The organism is Mucilaginibacter sp. PAMC 26640 (assembly GCA_001596135.1).
Lineage (GTDB): Bacteria > Bacteroidota > Bacteroidia > Sphingobacteriales > Sphingobacteriaceae > Mucilaginibacter.
Genome location: CP014773.1, coordinates 5,531,177 through 5,555,410 on the forward strand (window position 1 = coordinate 5,531,177; position 24,234 = coordinate 5,555,410).

A 24,234-nucleotide genomic window follows, 5' to 3' on the forward strand; every position below is an offset into this window, starting at 1 on the left:
CCGGCTGTAATACATTTATTCTTTAATCGTTACATTTGAATATCATCACCAAGCAAATTATCAAGTGATTAAATCCCGCTGCCGTTATCTTTTAGTTTTGACCTTGCTCCTTTTACCTTTTGTAACGCGGGCCGCTTCCATCCTTATCCCAATGGATGAAGAGCAAAAGGATCACCTGAAATCTTACGGCATTGCCTTTTGGGTGTTAAAGAACCAGCAGGAGGTAGACTGGCTTTTGAATTACCGCGGCGGCAGCTTTATGATGCGTTACGATAAGCGTGTAGAAGACGAGTGCAAGATCCGGGGGGTGAGTTACCAGGTGCTTGCCGATGCCGCCGCAACGCAGATTGTTACTGAAGTAAGCGATCCGTCGGTGAATATGGACCTGGTGAAATTGCAGAAAGCGCCAAAAATGGCGGTGTATTCGCCGAAGAGCAAACTGCCCTGGGATGATGCCGTTACACTGGTATTAAAATATGCGGAGATCCCCTATGATGTTTTGTATGATGAGGAAGTAATAAAAGGCGACCTGCCAAAATACGATTGGCTGCATTTGCACCACGAAGATTTTACAGGGCAGTTTAGCAAATTCTACGCGGCTTACCGATATGCCCAGTGGTATAACGAGGATGTGAAAAGCCAGAATGCTATGGCTAAAAAGCTTGGCTTCCAAAAGGTATCGCAAATGAAGCTGGCGGTGGCCCAGCATATCCGCGATTTTTGCGCAGGCGGGGGTTTCCTGTTTGCCATGTGCAGCGGCACCGATACCTTTGACATTGCTCTTTCAGCAGCAAATACCGATATATGCGGACCAATGTTCGACGGGGACGCAACGGATCCATCGGCGCAATCCAAGCTGGATTTCACCCAAACTTTTGCCTTTCAAAATTTCTCGCTCGACATGAATCCCGAATCGCACCAGTTTAGCAATATAGACGTAACCCCTACCAGGCAGGTAGATCGCCCACGCGACTTTTTTACGCTGTTTGATTTCTCGGCCAAATGGGATGTGGTACCCAGCATGCTTACGCAGGATCATGATAAAGTAATTAAAGGTTTTATGGGATTAACTACTGCCTTCAATAAAAACAAACTCAAACCGGGTGTTACCATTATGGGAGAAATGAAAACCGCTAACGAGGCAAGGTACATCCACGGCGAATATGGTAAAGGGCAATGGACCTTCTACGGCGGCCACGATCCTGAAGATTACCAGCACGCAGTTGGCGACCCGCCAACAGATTTAAAACTCCACCCCAACTCCCCGGGATACCGGCTGATATTAAATAATGTACTGTTCCCTGCAGCTAATAAAAAGAAGCAGAAGACCTAATACCCCAGCCAAAAATCGCACATTAGTTTTAGCTTTAATAGTGGCGCGAGGGGGAGCAAGTAGAACTGTGGTGCCAACTATTTGCTTGGATGCTAAACACCTGCAATCCCTGTAGCGTTTCTTCTCAATAGCATAAAATTTAATTATATACAGCGTAAGCTTAACTTAGCAAAACACTGTTCTATAGTCAATGAAGATTTCCGTTAAAGCACTTGGTATATTGCTGCTCGTTTTACGGGCAGCGTTATGCTTTGCCGCGGATGCACCTACAGTTACTATCGCTACAGAAAGTGATCCCTGTGAAGGCTCTCCCGTAACTGTTACTGCCACGCCTGCCGGTGCTGGCGTAATGCCTGCTTACCAATGGACCGTTAATGATATTATCCAACCAGAAACCGGCCCTGTGCTCTTAATTAAAAATGGCGTTGGGCGGCAGGAAGTGCGGTGTAAGGTTAGTAATACCATTACCGGAGAAAGCGGACTCTCCAATTTGCTTATTGTTGATTATTTATTGAATGTGACGGCGTTTACCGAGATCTATTATTTGAATGATGACAGAATCAGTAACGATCTTCAGATATGTTCCGGTAAGGAAGTTATAGTTGGCACCATGTACAATAGCCGGCAGTATGAAAAATTGCTGAACATCAATTTTTCATGGCAAATAAACGGATTAGATATAGGGGCACCCAATAAAGGTGTTTTATACATCTCTACATTGGTGCCGGGCGATGTGATAACCTGCAAAATATCATATTCGGGGAAATGCATCGTAAAAGAAACAGCAACCTCCAACGCATTGCAGCCAACAATCATTCCCGCGGTAAACCCCACAGTTACTATTGCACCGGATCCGCCGGGGCCGTGTATCGGACCATCTTACAACTACACTGCTACCGCTTTAAATGCCGGGCCAAATCCATCCTACCAGTGGTTGTTAAACAATGTAATGTCAGGAAGCGATGCTCCGCAATTTAACACCACTGGGCTGCAAGCAGGCGACCACTTGATTTGTAAAGTAACCGGTGTTACCCCATGCGGCAAAGGCGAAGGATTATCTAATGAGATCATTCTGATCAACGCCATACCCGAGTTAACAAATTCGGTCACTATAGCATCTTCTGTAAAAAATAATATTATAACAGCCGGACAGGCAGTCTCCTTCACGGCCACTGTAGCATCTAGCACTAATATTAGTTATAACTGGCAGGTTAATGGTGTAGATATTGGCAACAACACTGCCGTGTTCAGCAGCACCAACCTTAATAATGGAGACGTAATAACTTGTAACGTAAACACGCCCGGGCTATGTGTAGTGAACCCGCTAACCACATCTAATGCTATAACGGTGCTTATGAAAACTGCAATAAATATTCCCAATACCTTTACCCCAAACGGCGACGGTGTTAATGATACCTGGAACATTACATCGCTCCTTGCGTACCCGGGCTGTACCATTAATATCTTTAACCGCTATGGTGGGCAGGTATATAACGCAGTAAACTACGTAAAGGGTTGGGATGGCACCAACAATGGCAAAGATTTGCCCGCCGGAACTTACTACTATATTATCGACCCAAACGATGGCAGCAACAAATTGTCTGGCTGGGTAACTATTTTAAGATAAGGACCGGTTACTAATTATAAAACGTCCACGCTACACCAAACTTTAATGCAGCATCCTGTTGAGGATAACGATTGACGGTATAGTAGCCGCGGCTAAATAAGCCCTGGTTAGCGTAATCGTATTGAACAAAGATATTGGTACGCTGCAAAGTGGCTTTAAAAAATACACTGGCTACAGGGTATGATGAAAAATTCACGTTGGCCCCATTATAAAATTGCCCTAAGCCAACCGCATAAGATGGGGCGGTATATTCAGTATTGTAACGGGCACTTACGCCGTATTCCGATTTAAGAACACCAAACAAGGTAGAGCCGTGGTACAGGCTACTGTAGGTATAAATCTCCGGCGTACGCAACAGATTTTGGTTGTCTGTTTTTTGATAAACTACAAAATTATCAAAATGGAAATTGTGCCAGCTCAGATTTTTACCTACACTTACCTTAAGCATGTTGATGGCACCACTAAACTGATTCGGCGTAGCATCGTTTCCGCCTGTTGGTGAGGCAAAGTACAGGTAATCGGTAATCAAAAAATACTCAGCCTTGATATCCAGCTTTAGCAAGTCGTTTATATAATTAAATGACAGGTTAGTAGTCTTCTGGTTATTAAAACTATTATGAAAAATATAATGATTACTGATCCATTCATCATACACCAACCCCGGGGAGCTACTTTGCAAGTACGCGCCTAAAACTATTTTTCCGGCCTTTTTCCCCCCCGCCAGACTAAGCTTGGCATCATATAACAAATCACCAAAATTACGGCCCTGCACAATCTGGCGGATATCTCCGTCCAGGTTGATCCGGTCGCTGAACCTGTAACCCAGCCGTGCCTTTAAAGTGATATTTTGAAAACTTTCATTTTTAACACGGGATGGTAAAAGCACTTTACGGCCAAACTCATTCAGCACGGTATCACGTACATACTGGCTATATTTATAATAGTCTTGTACTAGTCCAACATCCAGCTTCAGCTCATTCTTTACCATTTTTAACGACCGGCCCCTGAGGTAAAAACTATAAGTAAATTCGTTTTGGATATGCGATACATTTAACGAATCGTGCGATTGCCCGGCACTGTAGTAATAGTCTGGGAAAACGCGGTATGCATCAAGGTCATTTTGCAAATAAGTGTACTTACGGGTATTATAATATAAGGTGTAAGTAACGCGCTGAGTTGGTAAAACACTGGTGCTGCCACTGCTTTTTTTAGCACTATCTATATGCCCTATGTAGTAGAACTGCTTAATATAAATACCGCTGTTTTTCCAATTGCTATAGCTCCCCGGCAGCTTAACCAACTCTGTCTTTTTATCAAACGATGATTGCGAACTTTTGAAGATGGTGTCTTTCACCAGGCCACCGGTTTCAGGGGCCTTCAGGTTGTTGAACAACACGTTAGCCAATAAATTGTATCGCTTATTTACAGAGTGATACCAGGTAAAAAAACCAGCATTAAGGCCGCTTACATTCTGTTTAAGCACATTGCTGCTGCTATAATAACCCCTGGAACCGTTGAAGTTAAGAATGAAGCCTACGTTCCAGTTAGGCTTAACGTTTTGCGTATGCAAAGCTTTGAAGTACTGTTCTTTAGTGCTTCCAAGGGTATTAGATAACGATAGTAACGTGTATGGTGCCCGTGCGTTAAAATAGTTCATATCCTGTGGATTTACCAGGTAGGCATCCAGTGCGTGCATCCCTTCATCAAACCCAATTGTTTTTCGTGGATTGAATAGCAGGTCGCGCTGTGGGGTACCGAGGTATCCAAGATGGATCTTGGGGTTTCGGGGCTGCGTAAGCGGACTGTAGTTTTCAAAGTTGACGAGCCCTGTATCCAGCGGGAAGAGTTGCGTGCTATCGCTCAGCAAACGTTCACTTGTTACCTTAATAAATTTGGAAGTGAATATGATCGAATCGTGTTTATTTTCCTCTCGCTTACGAATAGAATCAAGGTTTTGTGATGCATCGTTACGCCCGCGGGTTTTCAGGGTATCCCTGCTGTAAACGGGTTCTGTTTGCTGCCCGGGATAGGTAGTGCGGATTTGCCCAAACACGGATTGAACCGATGCACAGATCAATAAAAGAAGGAGATATTTAAGCTTGTTCGACATTAAAGCCCGGCAATTAATTCTGTAAGGATCTGGGTCATTTTTGGTTCGGCCTCCCGTGCAACTGTCAGTATTTCATCTAAGGATACAGGCGTAAGCTCTTCTAAAAAACCTTCGTCGGTTAAAACCGATATCGCAAAAACAGTTAAGCCCATGTGGTTAGCCACAATTACCTCGGGTACGGTGCTCATACCAACCGCATCTCCGCCAATAATGCGCAGGTACCGGTACTCTGCCCGCGTTTCCAAATTCGGCCCGGTCACCGCTACGTAAACCCCTTTATGGCAGGTAATGTTGTTGGCTTCGGCAATGGTCAATGCCTTTTGTATCAGGTCGCGCTTATAAGGCTGACTCATATCCGGAAAGCGTGGCCCCATTTCGGTATCATTGCGGCCAATCAGCGGGTTCATTGGCTGCAGGTTAATATGGTCATCAATAACCATCAGGTCGCCTTTTTTAAACGCCGGATTGAGAGATCCACTGGCATTAGATACTAGAAGCGTTTTTATACCCAGCAGCTTCATTACCCGTACCGGCAGGGTTATCTGCTGCATGTTATAACCTTCGTAATAATGCAGTCTTCCTTGCATAGCAACTACTTTTTTGCCAGCCAGTGTGCCAAAAATAAGTTTGCCCGAGTGAAACTCGAGTGTCGACATCGGAAAATCCGGAATATTACTGTACATCAGTTGTTTTTCAACCTCAATCTCATTAACAAGGCCACCAAGGCCAGTGCCTAAAATGATGCCTATCTCCGGCACAAAATCGCCAATACGCGTTTTGATATAGGTGGTACTATTCTGAATACTTTCTAACATAATCTGTTACTAATTCGTAAAATGCGGTTTCCGTGTCATCCAAAAAGCTCACCCCTATTGGCAGCGTCCAAAACGGCAGTTGCGCAACAGCGGCATGCAGGGCTTGTACCCCTAAACGCTGCGCATCCTTTTCTGTTGTAATGATCACCTTTTTTTGTGATTTACAAGCATTAAACTCTCCGGCAAGTTTAGCGATATTTTTCAAGCTAAACTGATGATGGTCGGGATAATCGTGATGAATGATATGTGAAGTTATCGTTTTGATATAGCTTACCAGCGGCGCCGGATTAGCAATGCCAGTGAGCAAGAACACTGTGGTATTATTATCCATATCGCAGCTGGCCTCATTTTGCTGCAAATGTTGCAAAGGCAAATATTGTATCGAGGTAAAAAACAAGGGCTGCCAGTGCTGCGGAGAAACGCGGTTATAGCAACGCGTTTTTTCATCGTGCGTTAGCATGGGAGGGCATTTAGTTACCACCATGATATCTGCCCGCCATTTGCCACTGAAAGGCTCGCGAAGGTTCCCGGCCGGTAAAAGCATTTGAGGTTCAAAAAGTTTGCTGTAATCGAACAGCAGAATACTTAAACCGGGCTCTACCGCGCGATGCTGGTATGCATCATCTAAAATAACCAAATCATGGTCATTTTTTAGCTGATTTATCCCCGCCACGCGGTCTTCACAAACGGCAACAGTTATCTCCGGGAATTTATGTTTAAACTGTGCGGGCTCATCGCCGGTCTCGGCAGCATTTGTGGTGGTTGTGGCGAGATGAAATCCTTTGGTTTTGCGGCCGTAACCACGACTAAGCGTGGCCAGTTTATATTCGCTTTTTAACAAGCGCACCAGGTATTCGGTCATCGGGCTTTTACCGGCACCGCCAACTTCCAGGTTACCAACCGAAATTACAGGCAGATCAAATTCGCGGCTTTTCAATAAACCCGCATCATAAAACCAGTTGCGGATGATTACAACCAGGCCGTACAACAGCGAAAAGGGGAATAACAACCAGCGCAGGTATTTCATGAATGAGCAAAGATAGGAAATTGAGGGAGAGACTTAATCGATGAGTACTAGGTTGTCTATACGTTCGAAGTGTTTACGGTTGAGCGTTGCCAGCGGCAAATTATTGCTTACAGCTATAGCGGCAATAAATAAGTCAGAATGTGCAATTTGTTTCCTTTTGATTTTTAACGTTCTATTTATTTTGACTGCTTCGGTTGCCGCAGCTATCAAAAGTTAATACTTCAAATCTTTCAAGAAATTCTTCCCAATAAGCTACCTGTGATGGTTTGTCCCCAGAATATATCTCATATTCTGTAATAACGCATATATGAAAAGTATATCCCCCCTGATTAAGGCTATAAGTTGTGAATTTAATTTGTCGGATTTTCTGAAGTAATCAATTAGAATCGAGGTGTCAACCAGAATTATTTTTTCCGCCATTTATTAACAGCTTTTTGGGTCTCTTCTATTATTTGAATTTGCTCTTCAGAAAAAGTAGGGCCTCTTAAAAGAAATGCCTCCAAATCCTCTGTGTCAGTCTTGATAGCGTTTTCTGTTAGTCTAATTTGGTTGGCATCCAGTTCGTTTTTAAAACGCAAGATTTGTTCCTTCGGAAGTTTTTTTACCCTTTCCAACAATTCATCAAAACCGATTTCTACCTGGAATTGCATACTCAAATTTACAAAATTTATTTAATTTAGTTTCCAACTTCACAATCGTCTATTTATGAAATATTTTCTCCCTGCTTTGTTCCTTTTGTTTATTACCGTAACCGCTTTTGCCCAGACCGATAAAAAACTAACCGCCCAAATAAACACAGCCATTAAAGGCTTTAACGGGAAAGTAGGCATCTATGTTCAAAATTTGAAAACCCGCAAAACGGTTGGAATTAATCAAGACACGCTCTTCCCCACCGCTAGCATGATCAAAGTGAGCATCCTTAGTGGGGTAATGGATAAAATAGAAAAGGGCGAATTAAAATACAACCAAAAATTAGGCTATCGCGATTCACTGTTATATGCCGGGGAAGATCTATTAGGGTCGTTTAAGGATAAGGATACCATTCAACTGAGCAAAGTGGCTATGCTGATGATCACCATGAGCGATAATACCGCCAGCCTGTGGCTGCAAAAACTGGTTACCGGCGAGCACATCAACAATTGGCTGGATCGTAACGGTTTCAAAAACATGCGCGTAAATTCCAGGACGCCGGGGCGGCAGGCCATGCAGAAGATTTATGGTTGGGGTGTAACCACACCTTATGAAATGTGCCGGCTGTTTACCCTAATCAGGAACGGGCAGGTGGTAAGCCCGGCCGCGAGCGAGCGCATGAGCAGAATGCTTAACCGCATCTACTGGGATAATACGGCCCTTTCCGAAATCCCGCCTTTCGTACAGGCATTATCCAAGCAAGGTGCGGTGGATGATTCACGATCAGAAACGTTGTTGGTGAACGCCCCGCATGGCGATTACGTTTTCTCCGTCATTACCAAAAACAATAAAGACCAGCGCTGGACACCCGAAAATGAAGCAGACCTGCTGATCAAAAAAGTGTCAGCACTGTTATGGCATTACTATGAACCAAAAAGCGACTGGAAACCTGCGCCGGGCATAGAAAAGTATATGCTCAACGAATAGTTATTTAAGCAAGGCCAGCAAACCTTCCACATCCAAACGGCGGGTATACATGGTGAGGTTACCGTGTTCATCCGTCGGCCATTCACTACGGGGGCGGTCCCAGTATAACTCCACGCCGTTACCGTCCGGGTCATCCAGGTAAAGCGCTTCTGATACACCATGGTCTGATGCGCCGGTCAGTGGATATTTTGCGTCTATGAGTCGCTGTAATATGGCAGCAAGATCTTTGCGTTCGGGGTATAATATTGCGGTATGATAAAGGCCGGGTGCACGTTCCGGTGCTGGGGCGGCACCTTTGCTATGCCAGGTATTAAGGCCAATATGGTGATGGTATCCACCTGCAGATATAAATGCCGCGTCGTTGCCGTACATTGTAATTAGTTCAAAGCCCAGCAAGCCACTGTAAAAATCTAAAGACTTTTGGATATCGCTCACCTTCAAATGCACATGACCAATGCGGGTTTGTGCGGGGATTTTATAATCGCTCATCTCAACTTATTTAGTAAAGTAAAGTTACCATGGATGCAGGATGATTTTGTTTGCCAGATGTAATTTAAATGTTCAAACAGTTAATCAAGCTATTGACTGTTGTCAACCAAAATCCACGTTACTACTAACTAGTCTGTATTTCGCTATCTTTGCAGCATGATCATTAAATCAGCAGACTTTATTTGCAGCAATACCCAGATCTCCAGGCTGCCCATACCTATCAAGGCCGAATTTGCTTTTATAGGCCGATCCAACGTGGGTAAATCCTCCCTGATCAATATGCTGGTTCAAAAAAAGGGGCTTGCTAAAACCTCGCAAACGCCGGGCAAAACGCAATTGATTAACCATTTTATGGTGAACGAAAGCTGGTATATAGTCGATTTGCCCGGTTATGGTTATGCCAAGATCTCAAAAAGTAAAAAAGAAGACTGGAATAAATTTATCCGCAGCTACCTGGACAAACGTGAAAGCCTACAATGCGTGATGGTATTGATAGACAGCCGGCTGGAACCGCAAAAGATCGACCTCGAGTTCTGCAACTGGCTGGGCGAAAAAGGCCTGTCGTTTGTGCTGGTATTTACTAAAGCTGACAAGCAAAGCAACATCAAAACAGATCAGAATATCGCCAAATTTAGAAAGGCCATCTTATTAACTTTTGAGGAGGCGCCGCAGCACTTTGTAACCTCATCAGAATTATTGACGGGCAGGGATGAGATCCTGGAATTTATAGACGGTATTAACCGCTCTTTTGAGCCGCCGGTATTTGATGAGGAATATTACAAAAGTCCACTGGATAAATAGTCCGGTGTTTTGTTAGGCACAGCCGATGGTGACCGGCCTGCAAGCTCATAATTTGACTGATTTAAAAGCTACCCGTAATCTTATCGCCATCTTTTTTGCCGCCTCCGCTGCAGGGCACTGCCTGCCTGTGTTTTATCAACGATAGCATGTATATTTGCACCGGCAAGCCGAAGCTAACCGGTTGCCGATGCTGAATGAAGAAATACCTTTCGCTCGTAACTTTCACCCATACCATATTTGCCATGCCATTTGCCTTCATCGGCTTCTTTTTGGCAGTAACTACTACAGACCATAAATTTGAATGGCAGAAACTGGTAATGATGCTTTTTTGCATGGTATTCGCCCGTAACTCGGCGATGGCCTTTAACCGCTATCTTGACAGAAACATCGACGCGAAAAACCCAAGAACCAAGCAGCGTGATATCCCTGCTGGAAGGATCAGTCCGGCAGCGGCTTTAACTTTCACCTTAACAAATTGCGGCTTATTTATTTTAACTACCTGGTTCATCAACCCGCTTTGCTTTTATCTTTCGCCAATTGCTCTGCTGGTGGTTCTGGGCTACAGTGCTACTAAAAGGTTTACGGCTTTATGTCACATGGTGTTGGGCCTGGGCTTGTCCCTCGCGCCAATTGGGGCCTATTTAGTGGTTACAGGGGCTTTCGCTATAACACCGGTATTCTTTTCCCTTTCGGTATTGTGCTGGGTGAGCGGGTTTGATATTATATACGCGTTACAGGACGAGGATTTTGACCGGGAAGAAAAACTCCACTCCATCCCTGCCTGGCTGGGCAAAGTAAATGCGCTGCGCCTTTCAACTGTGCTGCACGTGTTCTCGGCAATATTTATTACGATGCCTGTAATATATACAAACGTTGGTTTGTTATATTATATCGGCATTGCCTTCTTCTGCGCCATGCTTATCTATCAGCACCTGCTGGTAAAACCAAACGATCTGAGCAGGGTGAATATCGCTTTTATGACCACCAACGGTATTGCCAGCGTAGTGTTTGCAGCTTTCTTTTTGATGGACAGGGTATGGATGCGCTAACAAGTGCAGTGATGACCGACAGGTTTTCACTTCAATTTGTTAACCATTATTGCCGTCTTATTAACTTAGCAGGCCGCACTGATTTCAATCACTCACCCTTTCTGCTTTCACCTCAAATGATTAAGTTTGCACCCTATTTAAAATAATTATGAGCAAAGCAATTATAAAAACTGAAAAAGGCGACATGACTGTTGAGTTTTTCGATAAAGATGCCCCAAACACTGTTGCTAACTTTTTAGGATTAGCTAAATCGGGCTTTTACGATAACGTAACTTTCCACCGCGTTATCCCTAATTTTATGGTACAGGGTGGCGACCCAACTGGCACTGGTGCTGGTGGATCCGGTACACGTATCGACTGTGAATTAACCGGCGAAAACCAATACCATGATCGTGGTGTGTTATCGATGGCACACGCAGGCCGTAACACCGGCAGTTCACAATTCTTTATCTGCCACAGCCGTGCAAATACCGCTCACCTGGATCGTAACCACACCGTATTTGGCAAAGTGGTTGAAAACGTTGATGTTGTTGACGCAATTCGCCAGGGCGATAAAATCTTAGGAGTAGAAGTAATAGAGGATTAGTTATAAAGGGCATTGCTGTATAAAAGGTCGTAAAAGTTTTGATTCTCAACCTTAAAACTTTTACAACCTTTTTAGCACTTAAAACCTTTGAACATAATAACAATAAACATGAATTTACAGGGAATAGTTGCGGTATCGGGTAAACCGGGTTTATGGAAAGCGCTTGCGCAAAACAAAACCGGTTACGTTTTAGAAAGCCTTGATGCGCAAAAAACCAAGCTGATAGCTAACCTAAGCACTGCTAAGCTAGCCGCATTGAATGAGATCACTATCTTCGGATTGGAAGACGATATCAAACTGACTGACGTTTTCGAACGCATGAAAGCATCGGCAAGTGTGCCTTCCGCTAAGGATGATGGCAAAAAAATGCGCGATTTTTTCCGCGAAGTAGCACCGGATCATGATGAAGAAAAGGTGTACGCCAGCGATATGAAGAAAATCATTAACTGGTTCCTGATTCTGAAAGATCTGCCTTTATTTAATGAGGCCACAGCATCTGAACCTGTTACTGAAGATGAGCCTGCAGAAGAGCCGGTAAAAGAAGAAGCGGCTCCAGTTGCGGAAACGCCAACTGAAGAAGCTCCTACAGCCAAAGCTAAAAAGCCGGCTGCTAAGAAAGCATAAGTAAGTTTTTACAAAAAACAAGGCCCCGGTAATTATGTTACCGGGGCCTTGTTTTTTGTGGTCATATATCGTCATGCCTATATTTTGGCATCTTACAGGCTATACAAACAAACCTGTTAATTCCTCATCCTGTTCAATCGCGAAGCAAGTTTGAGATGACGAAAATTTAAACCAATTATACGTCTATCGCATCATACACAATCACCTTTTCCCAAAGGTGGCTATGCGTTTTGATGAATTCCTGATGAATGGGATGAGTTTGGTAGGCTGCCTGGCTAGCCAGATCTTTAAAGATCATCACCTCAGATACCGCCCAGATATTATCTACCACGTCGCGCTTTTCTGTACTGGCAACAATACCCACGCGCAATTCTTTTATAGATTCTATTTTTCCAAGTGATTTTACGCCGGCCACCAACTGATCCCGATCCTGGACAGATCCCGGGTTCTTCAACCAAAACAAAGCATGGTGAAGAATAGGATACTTTTTATCGAGTACTTCTCGTGGCGCTGCTGAAGCTACGGCTGTACCGGCAGCTACCGTTGCAGCGGTGGCTATGAATTTTCTGCGATTGGTTTTCATATAGATAGGTGGTTATAATTAATCACATTTAGGTTGCATGCACTCTTCATCTTCAAATTCGGGTTCAAATGTACTATGGCTGATAGAAAGATGTTCCAGCCGGTGGCGAAGATCAGTTTTGATATCATCAAATTTCACCATATCTTCCGGTTTCAGTACAAGGTGAGCGGTGAGTGCATTTTCTGTAGTACTTAGCGCCCACACGTGCATGTGGTGCACATCAACCACACCGCTGGCTTTTTTCAGTTCGGATTTTATCTTGGCCAAATCCATATCTTTAGGTACGCCATCCATCTCCAGGCGCAAACTATCACTTAACAAGCTCCAGGTACCTTTTAATATTACTATGGCAATAATTAAACTTACTACGCTGTCTATCCAATACCATTTGGTAAAGTAGATGATAACACCTGAGATCACTACGCCTAAAGAAACGATCGCATCCACTGCCATATGCAGGTAGGCGCCCTTTATGTTAAGGTCGGTATCCTTATCTTTCACAAACAACCATGCCGTGAAAGCATTGATTGCAATTCCGATAAAGGCTACCCAGGCCATTGTACCGCCCTCTACCGCCTCAACATGCATAAAACGAACGATAGCCTCGTAAACGATGAAGCCAATGGCCACAACCAGGATCACCGCATTAAAGAACGATACAATAATGGTTGAGCGCTTATAGCCATAAGTATAGCTGCTGTTTGATTTTGCTTTAGTAAGCTTAAATGCCAGCAAAGCCAAAGCAAGCGAGGCCACATCGCTTAAGTTATGACCGGCATCGGTTAGCAGCGAAAGGGAGTGAGTAGCAAGCCCGGCAATAACTTCAATAATTACAAAGGCAGAATTGAGGATGATGCCCCATATAAATGCAGCGTTCAGGTGATCCAGCTTGGGAGCGTGATCGTGATGATGGCCTGCGTGCGAGTGGTCGTGACTATGCATGCTACAAAATTAATAAAAAGCGTACAGACAAGGGCTATACAGTTTTGAAACACCCGCTTAAAGGTTTATAAATTTGTTTTTAAATTAAACTTGAGTGTCCGTCTTTAGATGCACAGCTGCTTTTTGCAATGCGGAGCCGATGATCTGGTGCATATCATAATATCGGTATTCGGCTAACCGGCCGCCAAAAATAACGTTCTTTTCTATCTCGGCCAATTGTTGATACCGGCAATAAATGGTACTATTCTTTTTATCGTTAATGGGGTAATAGGGCTCTGTACCGGCAACCCATTCCTGCGGATATTCCCGGGTAACAACAGTTTTCAGCTGCCTGCCGAACTCAAAGTGCTTGTGCTCTATACTGCGGGTAAATGGAACATCCTTATCCAGGTAATTTACAACAGCGTTGCCCTGGTAATTTCCTTGGTCGTATATGGTGTGTTCAAATTTCAGGCTGCGATACTCCAGCTGCCCAAACTGATAGTTATAATATTGATCTATATTGCCCGTAAATACCGTCTTGGCTGCAAGAGCATCCCAATAAGCCCTTTCATTAAAATAATCTGATTCAAGTTTCACTTCTATCCCTGCCAATAGCCCGTGTATAATTTTGTTGTAGCCACCCACCGGGATGCCCTGGTACCTGTCTGAGAAGTAATTATTATCAAAAGTAAAACGTACAGGCAACCTTTTAATGATAAACGCCGGAAGTTCGGTTGCTGGCCTGCCCCATTGTTTTTCCGGATATTCTTTAATCAGGGTTTCGTAAATATCCTTGCCAACAAGTAGTAGCGCCTGTTCTTCCAGATTCGTAGGTTCAACAAACTGTAGTTGTTCTATCTGGCTTTTGATAATTGCTTTGGCCTCATCGGGGGTTTTAACCTTCCAAAGCTGATAAAAGGTATTCATATTGAAAGGCAGGTTGTACAAATTGCCTTTACTAATTGCTACAGGAGAATTTACGTAATGATTAAATTCAGCAAAAGAATTTACATAGTCCCATATTTTTTTATCGTTGGTATGAAAGATATGGGCCCCATAGGTGTGCACGTTTATACCCGCTATCTGCTGGTTATATACATTACCACCTGCATGTTTCCTCTTATCAATCACCAGGCACTTCTTCCCCGCTTTTGTGGCTTCATGTGCGAATACGGCACCGAATAAGCCACTGCCTACAATTAAATAATCATATGCTATATTTGATCCCAAAACTAAAACGGATTAATTACCTGTAATACCCGCTTTATTCCGCGTGGCGTTAGTAACCTATCCCGGTAAAATCTCGACACGAGCCATTTAAAGGCGTTCCGTTTATCTTTTATGGCGGCAGCTGTTGTTATCGCCCTTGGCATTTTATCTTTTAAAAAATGCTCCAGTTCGGGGAAAAACTCTTCTTGCTTACAATCCTCAAAAATTATCCTCACACTCCTGTAATCATTATCCGCCCCCTGCATGCGTGATTGTGATGCTGTTACAATCCGGCACATTGCAGTGTATTCATACACCAGGTAAAATGGCATACCTAATCTGCCAAGCCTGAAACCGAAATAAAAATCTGTTGCTTTACCTGCCCTGCCGCCATCGGAATAGCCAACTGCTAATGCCTCTTTTCTTTTAACCAAAAACGCATTATTAGGAAACATGCCCAGCGCCCCGGCAAAAAAGCCATCTACCACTCCTGCCCTCGGTTTTGTTCTGAAGTAGTCTTCATTAACTTTTTCTGAATCGGATATTAAAACTCCTTCTTCATCTATTAAACGTTGCAGACCAAAACTGGCTATTATTTGCGGATGGGTTTCAAACGGCTTTTTTAATACCTCGAGGCATTGCGGATAAATGGGGTCGTCATCATGTAAATGCAAAATTAAATCGCCTGTAGCATGCCTGTACAGGAAATCTACATTAGCAACCTCCCGCATGGCAGGCTGATGATGGAAATAACGAATAGGAACGGGGCTTTGAGGGATCAGAACTTCATTTACCAGCTTTTCGGTAGCGTCATCATCAGAATCATCGCCAATGAGTATTTCATCTGGCAAAAGGGTTTGTTTGCAAACAGATAATATAGTTTCATTTAAAAAATAAGGGCGATGATAGGTGGGTATAATTACGGATACCTTCATAAATAATATTTTTTAAATATATAATTTATAGCTTATTATATATTTTTAAATATTAAATACTTAAGGGTTATTACTGATGATGGTAAGGCTCACCTTTAATGATGGTAAATGCCCGGTAAAGCTGCTCTACAAAAAACAATCGCACCATCTGGTGCGAGAACGTCATCCGGCTAAGCGAGATCTTATCGTTTGCCCGTTGGTAAACCGACTGATCAAACCCATACGGCCCGCCTACCACAAATACCAGGCTGCTTACCGAACTGATGGCGCGCTTATTTAAGTAATTGGCAAACTGTACCGAAGTGAACTCCTGCCCTGCTTCATCCAGTAAGATGAGGTGATCCTGCGTGGTTACTTTCTTCAGGATCAGCTCCGCTTCTTTCGTTTTTTGCTGTTCTTCGGTTAGCGCTTTGGTATTTTTCAATTCAGCTATTTCAACCAGTTCCAGTTTAGCGTAATGCTTCAGGCGCTTCACATACTTATCTATTCCATCTTTAAGGTAGGCATCTTCTGTTTTGCCAACGGTTATAAAAGTGATCTTCATTACAGGCCCTAAATGTTGGGTATTTGTTGTAAAATTGAAAGGTGGTAAAACTACCCAAAATACAGGCTTTACTAAAACGAATGGAACAAGATATTTTAAACGATTATAAGCAGGCAGCAATAGCGGCTCAGCAAGAAGTGGATAGCCTCGCCAAACAGGTGAATACCTATTCGCTTTACCGCCTTGGTGTTTTTGTACTCTTTGTGGTGTCTGTTTTTATAACGGTAAGCCAGGACAACCTTATCATCCTGGCAGCTGCTACATTTTTGCTGGCTTTTGTTTTTGTAAAGATAGTTAACAAGCAAAATGGATTTGAAACAGCCAAAAACTACTTCCTTGACCTGAAAAAAGTGAATGAGAACGAGGCCGCCAGCATGGGCGCCCATACCAATATGTACCATGATGGCAGCTGGTTTGCAGACGATAAACATCATTACACAGCAGACCTGGACATCTTCGGTAAAAGTTCTCTTTTTCAATTGATCAATCGCTCGGCTACCCTGGGGGGCAACACAAAATTGGCCGACTGGTTAGCCGGACCTGGCCAAAAAGACAAGATTTTAAAGCGTCAGGCTGCGGTGAAGGAATTGGCCACAAAACCCGAATGGAAACTCGCATTCCAAACAAACCTGCTTTTTTCGCTCAAGCAAAGCCCTACACAAATCAAGGACCTTATTTCTTTCCTAAAAACCCCTGTAGAACTTGATAAAGAAACATTCCTGAAGGTTTATACCCAAGCTGCGCCATTCGTGCTGCTGGCACTGGTGATAGGCAGTTATTTTTATCATCCGATAGGTTATTTAATATTACCCGCAGGATGGTTCAACTACCGGCAGGCATCAACCCGCGAGAAGATCATTAAAAAAACCGACCTGATTGCAGGCAAAATAGACCAGTCGCTTAGCCATTTTGTACTGGCTTTCAAAAATATTGAGGAGCAGGAATGGTCAACTGCACATTGCGCAGCATTTGCTCAACAGCTTACAGATACAAACGGGCAGCACGTGTCAGGTAAGATCAAGGAATTATCCATTTTACTGAATAAACTTAACTACCGTCTTAATATGATCATGATGGTGCTGCTTAATGCGCTATTCATCTGGGACATCCGGCAGCTGATGGCCATTGAAAAATGGAAAAAAGAGAACCACGAGAATTTCGAAACCGCTTTTAATGTAATTGCCGAGTTCGAGGCGCTCATCAGTCTTACCGTGCCTGCAATGAATTATCCGGATTGGACCTACCCTGTCATCGCTGATACGGAAGGTTATACACTCACCGCCCAAAACATTGCCCACCCGCTCATTCGCGGGGCAAGGGTTGATAATAATTATGAACTGAAGGACGCTTTTAGCATCGACATCATAACAGGCAGCAACATGGCAGGCAAAAGCACCTTCCTTCGTACCATTGGTATCAACACTGTTTTAGCGCTGGCAGGGGCACCGGTTTGCGCGGCGGCTATGGAAGTCTCGGTCATCTCCCTCGTCAGTTATATGCGCATTAAAGACTCCCTAAATGAAAGCACCTCTACCTTTAAGGCTGAGCTCGACCGCCTCCAAATGCTGCTGGCGGCCGTTGAAAAAGATAGCCGTGTATTTTTCCTGATCGATGAGATGCTGCGCGGCACTAACTCGGTAGACAAGTACCTTGGCAGTAAAGCGGTAATTGAACAGCTTATCAGCAAACGCGGAGTAGGAATGGTAGCCACACACGACCTGCAGATTGCCAGGCTGGAAGACAAGTATCCCAACTACGTGCGTAATTTTTATTTCGATATCCAGGTAGTAATTGGCGAAATGCTTTTCGACTACAAAATGAAACACGGGGAGTGCAAAACCTTTAATGCCTCCCTGCTGCTGAAGCAAATTGGCATCAATGTGGAAGAGCAGTAGATGATCGGGACTGTTGTGCAGATATGCGGATGTGCAGATGTGCAGATTTCGGATGTGTAAATAATTAAAACAGCCTGATGCAACCGGGATAGTCTAGTCCGATCAACAATCCTAAAAGTGATAATTCAGACTTCTTTAACATGTTCGTGTTCGCGGTGTCGCCCGACAAAAACAAGCCCGAACAAGCCCGAACAGACCCGAACAGACCCGAACAAGACTGTTGAAGCGGTCCTGGAACCTCATTGAGCAGGATTTATTTTAACAAAAAGGAGCAGGACGATAATCGCGCCCTGCTCCTTACTTTATTTTAATTCCTGACTATTACAGTCCGGATTTTATTACTGACGGGCTCCGCCGGCTGGTGCAGCACCACCGCTTTGATCTCCACCCTGAATCTGATCGTCGTTGTTTACACCCTTTTTCTTTTGGGTTGGGTTGCTAAAGCTTATTTTACCGAAGCTGTAGCTAAACGTTATACCGAACGATTGGAATGGGAACTGCGTCCGCACATTCTGTGTAAAGCCAGGGCTCGAAATACTTTGATTAAATGATTTGTTAACCGCAAAAGGCTGCACTGTGTTGAAACCGATCGATGCTTTCTTGTTATCAAACTGTTTTTTAATTCCAAAGGCGTAAATTCCAAAGGCCGGGCTAACACCCTGTATGGTTCTGCGGGCAGAGTTGGAAAAACCAAAGGCTTCTACTACAAAATCTTTAGGAAGGTTGTAAGTAGCACTACCAAAAAGGGTAGACATCAGTCTGGTTTTTAAAGCGTCCGGATTGATAAAGTTTGCATACTGGGCATATACCGTAGGGTTATAAGTAAATACGTTGATACTTCCACGAATGGTTAAGGGCTTAATTGGGTTAAGTGAACCAAAGAAACTTGCACCTACAGAATTATTTACTGCTACGTTAGCCTGTACAGTACGGTTAATAACAATACCGTTATCAACAACCGGGTTAGCAATACCTTCTATTAAATCACTGGTTTTTTTGTAGTAAACAGATAGGTTGACTACCGAAGACTTGATAAATGCATTATAATTTAATTCCACTGTTTGTGAAATCTCCGGTGATAAATTCGGATTACCTACCGTTTGGCTCTGGATATTGCTCCTGTTGATAAAAGGGTTCAATACCTGGAGGCTTGGCCGTTGGATCCGTTTGCTGTAAGATACTTTGATGGTGTTGGCACCTATTACCTTTTGCAGCGTTAAGCTGGGGATATAGGTATTATAACTTGCGGTAAATGGCTGCAATTGCTGAGAATTACTTCCTGTTGCATAAGGTGTTTGCGGATCACCGGTAATCTGGGTGTTTTCGAAACGAGAACCTGCAAGTATGGAGTAATTTTTAGGCAAAGTAATAGTGAACACACCATAACCAGCATAAACATTCTGTGTATAATCGTACAGATTTGAGTTTTGCGTATCCAAAATTGGGTTATTGCCGGTGATATCCAAAGCATAAATATCATAAACACTGTTTATGCGGCGCTGGATAGTTTTACCGCCTGCCTCAAGTTTTAATACTTTATTAATAGGCAAAGTATAATCTAACTGACCGGTATACTCATTGTTTTTACCATTGTTATTAGCCAGCTGGCTTGCATAACGGGTATCGCTGAAAACGTTGTTGTAATCGGTTTTGATAATGGCATGCGTCCATTGGCCAGAAACGATTAATTCATGGCCCGTTGTGTTAAACTTATGGGTATAATCCACATTCCAGTCAAATCCGCTGAATTTGTTATGTGATGTTGACTTACCGATGTAAGAAAAAGTTTTGGTTGCATCTATCAGATCCACGTGATTATAAGTACCACCACCATCTGCGTTGAAGCCACCATCGTTCAACGTTAAAGTACTGTTAATACTGTTAAATCCATTAAACTGGTACCCTGCGCTAAGCGATCCTCTGATACCATGACGTTTAATTTGATTGCTCGTATTATTAAAGTTGTGCTCATCCGTAGTGGCTGTAGTCAATGTTTGGTCGAAAACAGTTTGAGAAGTTTGTGGCCAGGTAAGGTTCCCTCCAACGTTCGCGGAGAAATTGAAACGGTTTTTATTGTAGTTGAAGTTAACATTACCGTTATTCTGGCGTGTACCTACACCACCACTAACAGAACCGCTTACACCTGAAGCATTTTTTTGCTTGGTAATAATATTGATGATACCGCCCGATCCTTCCGCATCGTACTTTGCGCTCGGAGAAGTTATTACTTCAATCGTTTTGATCTGGCTGGCAGGGATGGTTTTCAAAACATCACTTAAGCTGGCTGCTGTTGCACCCGATGGTTTCCCGTTGATGAGTACTCTTACATTCTGATCACCGCGCAAAGCCACGTTTCCATTCATGTCTACCGATACCAATGGTACTTTTTGCAAAATATCAGTAGCATTACCACCTGCAGAGGTTAAATCTTTTTCGGCGTTGTAAACTATCTTATCTATTTTATTTTCTATAAGCGCCGCCTGCCCAACTACTTGCACTTCCTTTAAAGCCTGAGCGCTTGGTGATAATATAACACTACCCATATTAGCATCTGGCTTTGCTGCCGTGGTAGTAACCGGATCTATAGTTTTTGCTTTGTAACCAATGAAAGAAACTACTAGTTTATAATTGCCGGCCTTGATATTGTCAAATCTGAAATTGCCTTTGGCGTCTGTAAGTACACCATTAACAGGAATTTTTGCGCCGCTTTTGAACAAGCTGATGGTGGCATAGTCCACCGGTTTTTTGGTGATCGAATCGACAACCGTACCCGCGATCTTGCCAACGATGGAGGCCCCCCCTCCTCCGCCAAACCCCTGGGCATTGGCTGCAAATGAAGCACAGATTGTTATTAAAAGTAAAAGTATTCGTCTCATATAAGTTAATATTTGGTGTTTGGAGGCAAAATTGATTAAAATGTTACAAGTCAATCTCGCTTTAATGTAAAATCTTCGTAACTGTAATGTATATGTTACACTAAGTTAAGCGGTTATAAGTGAATTATGAAAATTGAAGTAATTTGAGATCGTAATATCAACCTCCTTTAATTCTGAGGAACGGAGGATCTGTTAAATGCTGAGCAGGTTGGCTGCAAAGCGCTTAACAAATCCTTCGTTCCCCGGAATGACAAGCGGGAGGAAAAACACGTATGATAGCGGGCGGACCTTAGATCACAATATTGACTATCCGGCCTTTTACTACGATCAGCTTTTTAGGTGCTGCCCCGTTTAAGTATTTCTGCACATCAGCATGGGCCAAAATGGCTTGTTCTATATCCTTAACTTCCATACTTAGCGACAGGCTCACATTGGTTTTCATTTTACCGTTGATAGATACCGGGTAGCTGAACTCATCCTCCACCAAATACGCAGGATTAAACGCGGGATAGCTCGCATAGGATAATGTGCCGGCCTCATTACCTAACAGCACCCAAAGCTCCTCGCAAATATGTGGTGCATAAGGCTCCAGTATAATGACCATGTTTTGCAGAATGGCGCGTTTGTTACATTTTAATTCCGTTAACTCGTTAACCGCTATCATAAAGCTGGAAACGGAAGTATTGAAAGAGAACCGCTCCACATCCTGCTCCACCTTCTGAATGATCTTGTGCAACGATTTTAATTCTGCTTTAGATGGTTCGGCATTGCTTACGTTAAAGTTCCAGTCGGCATCATGGAACAAACGCCAGAATTTCCGCAGGAATTTAAATACGCCTTCAATACCATTAGTATTCCAGGGCTTGCTTTGCTCTAACGGACCAAGAAACATCTCATACATACGTAAGGTATCTGCACCGTAACGCTCTATCAGATCATCCGGATTAACCACATTGTATTTGGATTTGGACATTTTTTCCACTTCCACGCCACAGATATATTTGCCGTTCTCTAAAATAAATTCAGCATCAGCATACTCAGGCCGCCATTGTTTAAACTTGTTAAGGTTAAGCACTTCGTTGTCTACAATGTTTACATCCACATGAAAGGGCGAAGTTTTATAGTCTTTGATCAAACCGTGAGAAACAAAGGTGTTTGTTGGTTTACCCTCATCATCAACAAGCCGGTACACAAAGTTACTTCTACCCTGGATCATCCCCTGGTTAATCAGTTTTTTGAAAGGCTCTTCCTCCGAAGTTTTGCCGATATCCTTCAAAAATTTGTTCCAGAAGCGGCTATACAGCAAGTGGCCGGTAGCATGTTCGCTGCCGCCTATATATAAGTCAACCGCTTTCCAGTAGGCTATTGCGTCTGTAGATGCAAATTCAGCATCGTTTTGGGCATCCATGTAGCGGTACCAGTACCAGCTGCTGCCAGCCCAGCCCGGCATAGTGCTGAGTTCATATTCTCCTTCCGGGTGCTTCCAGTCAGTAGCGCGGGCCAATGGTGGTTCGCCGCTTTCGGTTGGCAGGTACTTATCAATTTCGGGTAATACTAACGGCAGTTCGCTCTCCTCAATTAAGTAAGGCAAGCCATCCTTAAAGTAAACCGGTACGGGTTCTCCCCAATAACGCTGGCGGCCAAAAATAGCATCGCGCATCCTGAAGTTTACTTTCGCTTTCCCCGACCCAATTTCTTCCAGTTTGGCTATTACGGCAGCGGTACCCGCTTTGTAATCCAAGCCGTTCATAAATTCCGAATTAATGTATTTACCTTCCTTGGTTGGGTCGGCTTCGCTTTCAATTTGCTGGGTATCCAGAATACTGATCACCGGTAAGTCGAAATGCCTGGCAAACAAGTAATCGCGCTGATCGCCGCTCGGTACAGCCATTACTGCGCCCGTACCATATCCCGCCAACACGTAGTCGGCAATCCAAAGCTGAATTTTTTCGCCATTCAGCGGGTTCAGCACATAGCTGCCCGTAAATGCGCCCGAAACCGTTTTGGTATCCGCCATACGGTCCAGTTCGCTTTTCTTTTTAGTTTGGGCAATATAAGCTTCTACTGTAGCTTTTTGCTCAGGCGTTGTCAAACTGGCTACCAGTTCGTGCTCCGGTGCCAGTACTACAAACGTAACACCAAAAATAGTGTCAACGCGCGTGGTAAAAACTTCTATGTAAGGCGCGGTGTGGGACGTTACCGGCGCGTCAGCTGTAGACGCTGCCTGCTCCTCGCCCGCCGCTCCAGCTATCGGGAATTTCACACTTGCTCCCACACTCTTGCCAATCCAGTTGCGCTGCATTTCTTTCAACGGTTCGGGCCAGTCAATCGCATCCAAACCGGTAAGCAACCGCTGTGCGTAGGCAGTAATGCGCATACTCCACTGCATCATTTTCTTTTGCTCCACAGGGTAGCCACCACGCTCGCTAAAGCCGTCTTTTACCTCGTCGTTAGCCAATACCGTACCCAATGCCGCACACCAGTTTACGGTACTTTCGCGCAGGTAAGTTAACCGGTATTTCAATAGTTCAGCCTGTTGTTCCTGCTCGGTAAAGGCATTCCATTCATCGGCAGTAAAGCTTAGTATCTCTTCGTCGCACACGGCACTGATACCGGCGCTGCCCTTAGTTTCGAAATGCGAAACCAGATCGGCGATAGCATTCGCTTTATCGGCATCCTTATTATACCAGCTGTTAAACAGCTGCATAAAGATCCATTGCGTCCATTTATAATAACCGGCATTACTGGTGCGCACTTCGCGGCTCCAGTCGAATGAGAAACCAATCTGATCCAGCTGCCTGCGGTAAGTAGCAATATTATCTTCGGTAGTAACCGATGGATGCTGCCCGGTTTGTATGGCATACTGTTCGGCCGGTAAGCCAAAGCTATCGTAACCCATCGGGTGCAGCACGTTAAATCCTTTCAGGCGTTTGTAACGCGCAAAAATGTCTGATGCGATATAGCCAAGCGGATGGCCCACATGCAGCCCTGCACCACTAGGGTAAGGGAACATATCCAGCACATAGTACTTGGGTTTGTCGCTTTTATTCTCGGCTTTAAAAGTATTATTAGCGGCCCAAAATTGCTGCCATTTTTTTTCTATTTCCTTAAATTGATAGTCCATTTTTTTATTTGCGCGGGTGAGGGTGCGAAATTAATAAAAAAATTAGCCCCCTAACCCCCTGAAGGG

At 43.9% G+C, this 24,234-nt stretch carries 20 protein-coding genes and 1 pseudogene; 8 read left to right on the plus strand and 13 right to left on the minus strand.

The features are described from left to right. Nucleotides 1-64 precede the first annotated feature (64 nt). Nucleotides 65-1,333, plus strand: coding sequence for an asparagine synthetase B (locus A0256_24160; protein AMR34325.1), 1,269 nt, complete (start codon nt 65-67; stop codon nt 1,331-1,333). 190 nt (nt 1,334-1,523) lie between these two features. Next, the gene (locus A0256_24165) at nt 1,524-2,960 is read left to right on the plus strand and encodes a hypothetical protein (GenBank protein ID AMR34326.1); all 1,437 of its coding nucleotides are present in this window, start codon (nt 1,524-1,526) and stop codon (nt 2,958-2,960) included. 10 nt (nt 2,961-2,970) lie between these two features. Here A0256_24165 and A0256_24170 read toward each other — a convergent pair whose 3' ends face one another. The 5 genes and pseudogenes from A0256_24170 to A0256_24190 all read right to left on the minus strand — a co-directional run bounded on the left by A0256_24170 (nt 2,971) and on the right by A0256_24190 (nt 7,562). Further along, nucleotides 2,971-5,070 (minus strand): hypothetical protein, encoded by a 2,100-nt coding sequence (locus A0256_24170; GenBank protein AMR34327.1) that lies wholly within the window; start codon nt 5,068-5,070, stop codon nt 2,971-2,973. Next, nucleotides 5,070-5,885: a purine-nucleoside phosphorylase gene (locus A0256_24175; protein AMR34328.1), complete on the minus strand. Its 816-nt coding sequence runs from the start codon at nt 5,883-5,885 to the stop codon at nt 5,070-5,072. Before A0256_24175 ends, A0256_24170 begins: the two co-directional genes overlap by 1 nt. Continuing rightward, entirely contained in the window at nt 5,863-6,912 is a 1,050-nt protein-coding gene (locus A0256_24180; protein ID AMR34329.1) for a tetraacyldisaccharide 4'-kinase, read from the minus strand. Before A0256_24180 ends, A0256_24175 begins: the two co-directional genes overlap by 23 nt. A gap of 33 nt (nt 6,913-6,945) precedes the next feature. Next, nucleotides 6,946-7,332 (minus strand): annotated as a pseudogene (locus A0256_24185) (PIN domain-containing protein). Beyond that, nucleotides 7,317-7,562 (minus strand): hypothetical protein, encoded by a 246-nt coding sequence (locus tag A0256_24190; protein ID AMR34330.1) that lies wholly within the window; start codon nt 7,560-7,562, stop codon nt 7,317-7,319. Before A0256_24190 ends, A0256_24185 begins: the two are co-directional and overlap by 16 nt. A gap of 55 nt (nt 7,563-7,617) precedes the next feature. On the opposite strand from A0256_24190, the gene A0256_24195 reads away from it, so the two are divergent. Further along, nucleotides 7,618-8,529 carry a serine hydrolase gene (locus A0256_24195; GenBank protein AMR34331.1) on the plus strand — a complete coding sequence of 304 codons (912 nt, stop codon included), beginning with the start codon at nt 7,618-7,620 and terminating at the stop codon, nt 8,527-8,529. Here the strand turns inward: A0256_24195 and A0256_24200 are convergent, their stop codons facing one another. Then, nucleotides 8,530-9,018, minus strand: a complete 489-nt coding sequence (locus A0256_24200; protein ID AMR34332.1) for a glyoxalase — start codon at nt 9,016-9,018, stop codon at nt 8,530-8,532. It abuts the gene before it with no gap. 156 nt (nt 9,019-9,174) lie between these two features. Here A0256_24200 and A0256_24205 point away from each other — a divergent pair, with 156 nt between their 5' ends. From A0256_24205 to A0256_24220, 4 genes are all read left to right on the plus strand, one after another. Continuing rightward, a complete protein-coding gene (locus A0256_24205; protein ID AMR34333.1) occupies nt 9,175-9,819 on the plus strand; it encodes a YihA family ribosome biogenesis GTP-binding protein in 645 nt (214 codons plus the stop codon). 194 nt (nt 9,820-10,013) lie between these two features. Next, a complete protein-coding gene (locus A0256_24210) occupies nt 10,014-10,868 on the plus strand; it encodes a 4-hydroxybenzoate octaprenyltransferase (protein AMR34334.1) in 855 nt (284 codons plus the stop codon). Nucleotides 10,869-11,016: 148 nt separating this feature from the next. Next, on the plus strand, nt 11,017-11,454 hold the full coding sequence (locus A0256_24215; GenBank protein ID AMR34335.1) for a cyclophilin: 438 nt from the start codon (nt 11,017-11,019) through the stop codon (nt 11,452-11,454). A gap of 108 nt (nt 11,455-11,562) precedes the next feature. Further along, nucleotides 11,563-12,078, plus strand: a complete 516-nt coding sequence (locus A0256_24220) for a hypothetical protein (GenBank protein ID AMR34336.1) — start codon at nt 11,563-11,565, stop codon at nt 12,076-12,078. Between the two features lie 175 nt (nt 12,079-12,253). Here the strand turns inward: A0256_24220 and A0256_24225 are convergent, their stop codons facing one another. The 5 genes from A0256_24225 to A0256_24245 form a co-directional block, all read right to left on the minus strand. Beyond that, the gene (locus tag A0256_24225) at nt 12,254-12,661 is read right to left on the minus strand and encodes a stress responsive alpha-beta barrel domain-containing protein (GenBank protein ID AMR34337.1); all 408 of its coding nucleotides are present in this window, start codon (nt 12,659-12,661) and stop codon (nt 12,254-12,256) included. Nucleotides 12,662-12,679: 18 nt separating this feature from the next. Then, entirely contained in the window at nt 12,680-13,603 is a 924-nt protein-coding gene (locus A0256_24230) for a cation transporter (GenBank protein AMR34338.1), read from the minus strand. 84 nt (nt 13,604-13,687) lie between these two features. Next, nucleotides 13,688-14,803 carry a UDP-galactopyranose mutase gene (locus A0256_24235; protein ID AMR34666.1) on the minus strand — a complete coding sequence of 372 codons (1,116 nt, stop codon included), beginning with the start codon at nt 14,801-14,803 and terminating at the stop codon, nt 13,688-13,690. Nucleotides 14,804-14,817: 14 nt separating this feature from the next. Further along, entirely contained in the window at nt 14,818-15,729 is a 912-nt protein-coding gene (locus A0256_24240) for a hypothetical protein (GenBank protein AMR34339.1), read from the minus strand. Between the two features lie 70 nt (nt 15,730-15,799). After that, the gene (locus A0256_24245; protein ID AMR34340.1) at nt 15,800-16,273 is read right to left on the minus strand and encodes a 23S rRNA (pseudouridine(1915)-N(3))-methyltransferase RlmH; all 474 of its coding nucleotides are present in this window, start codon (nt 16,271-16,273) and stop codon (nt 15,800-15,802) included. A gap of 80 nt (nt 16,274-16,353) precedes the next feature. Between A0256_24245 and A0256_24250 the strand changes: the two genes are divergently transcribed. Then, the gene (locus tag A0256_24250) at nt 16,354-18,168 is read left to right on the plus strand and encodes a hypothetical protein (GenBank protein AMR34341.1); all 1,815 of its coding nucleotides are present in this window, start codon (nt 16,354-16,356) and stop codon (nt 18,166-18,168) included. A 338-nt stretch (nt 18,169-18,506) separates the two neighbouring features. Here the strand turns inward: A0256_24250 and A0256_24255 are convergent, their stop codons facing one another. Both A0256_24255 and A0256_24260 read right to left on the minus strand, forming a co-directional pair. Beyond that, nucleotides 18,507-21,044, minus strand: a complete 2,538-nt coding sequence (locus A0256_24255) for a hypothetical protein (GenBank protein AMR34342.1) — start codon at nt 21,042-21,044, stop codon at nt 18,507-18,509. A 289-nt stretch (nt 21,045-21,333) separates the two neighbouring features. Next, a complete protein-coding gene (locus A0256_24260; protein ID AMR34343.1) occupies nt 21,334-24,168 on the minus strand; it encodes a leucine--tRNA ligase in 2,835 nt (944 codons plus the stop codon). Between the last annotated feature and the right edge of the window lie 66 nt (nt 24,169-24,234).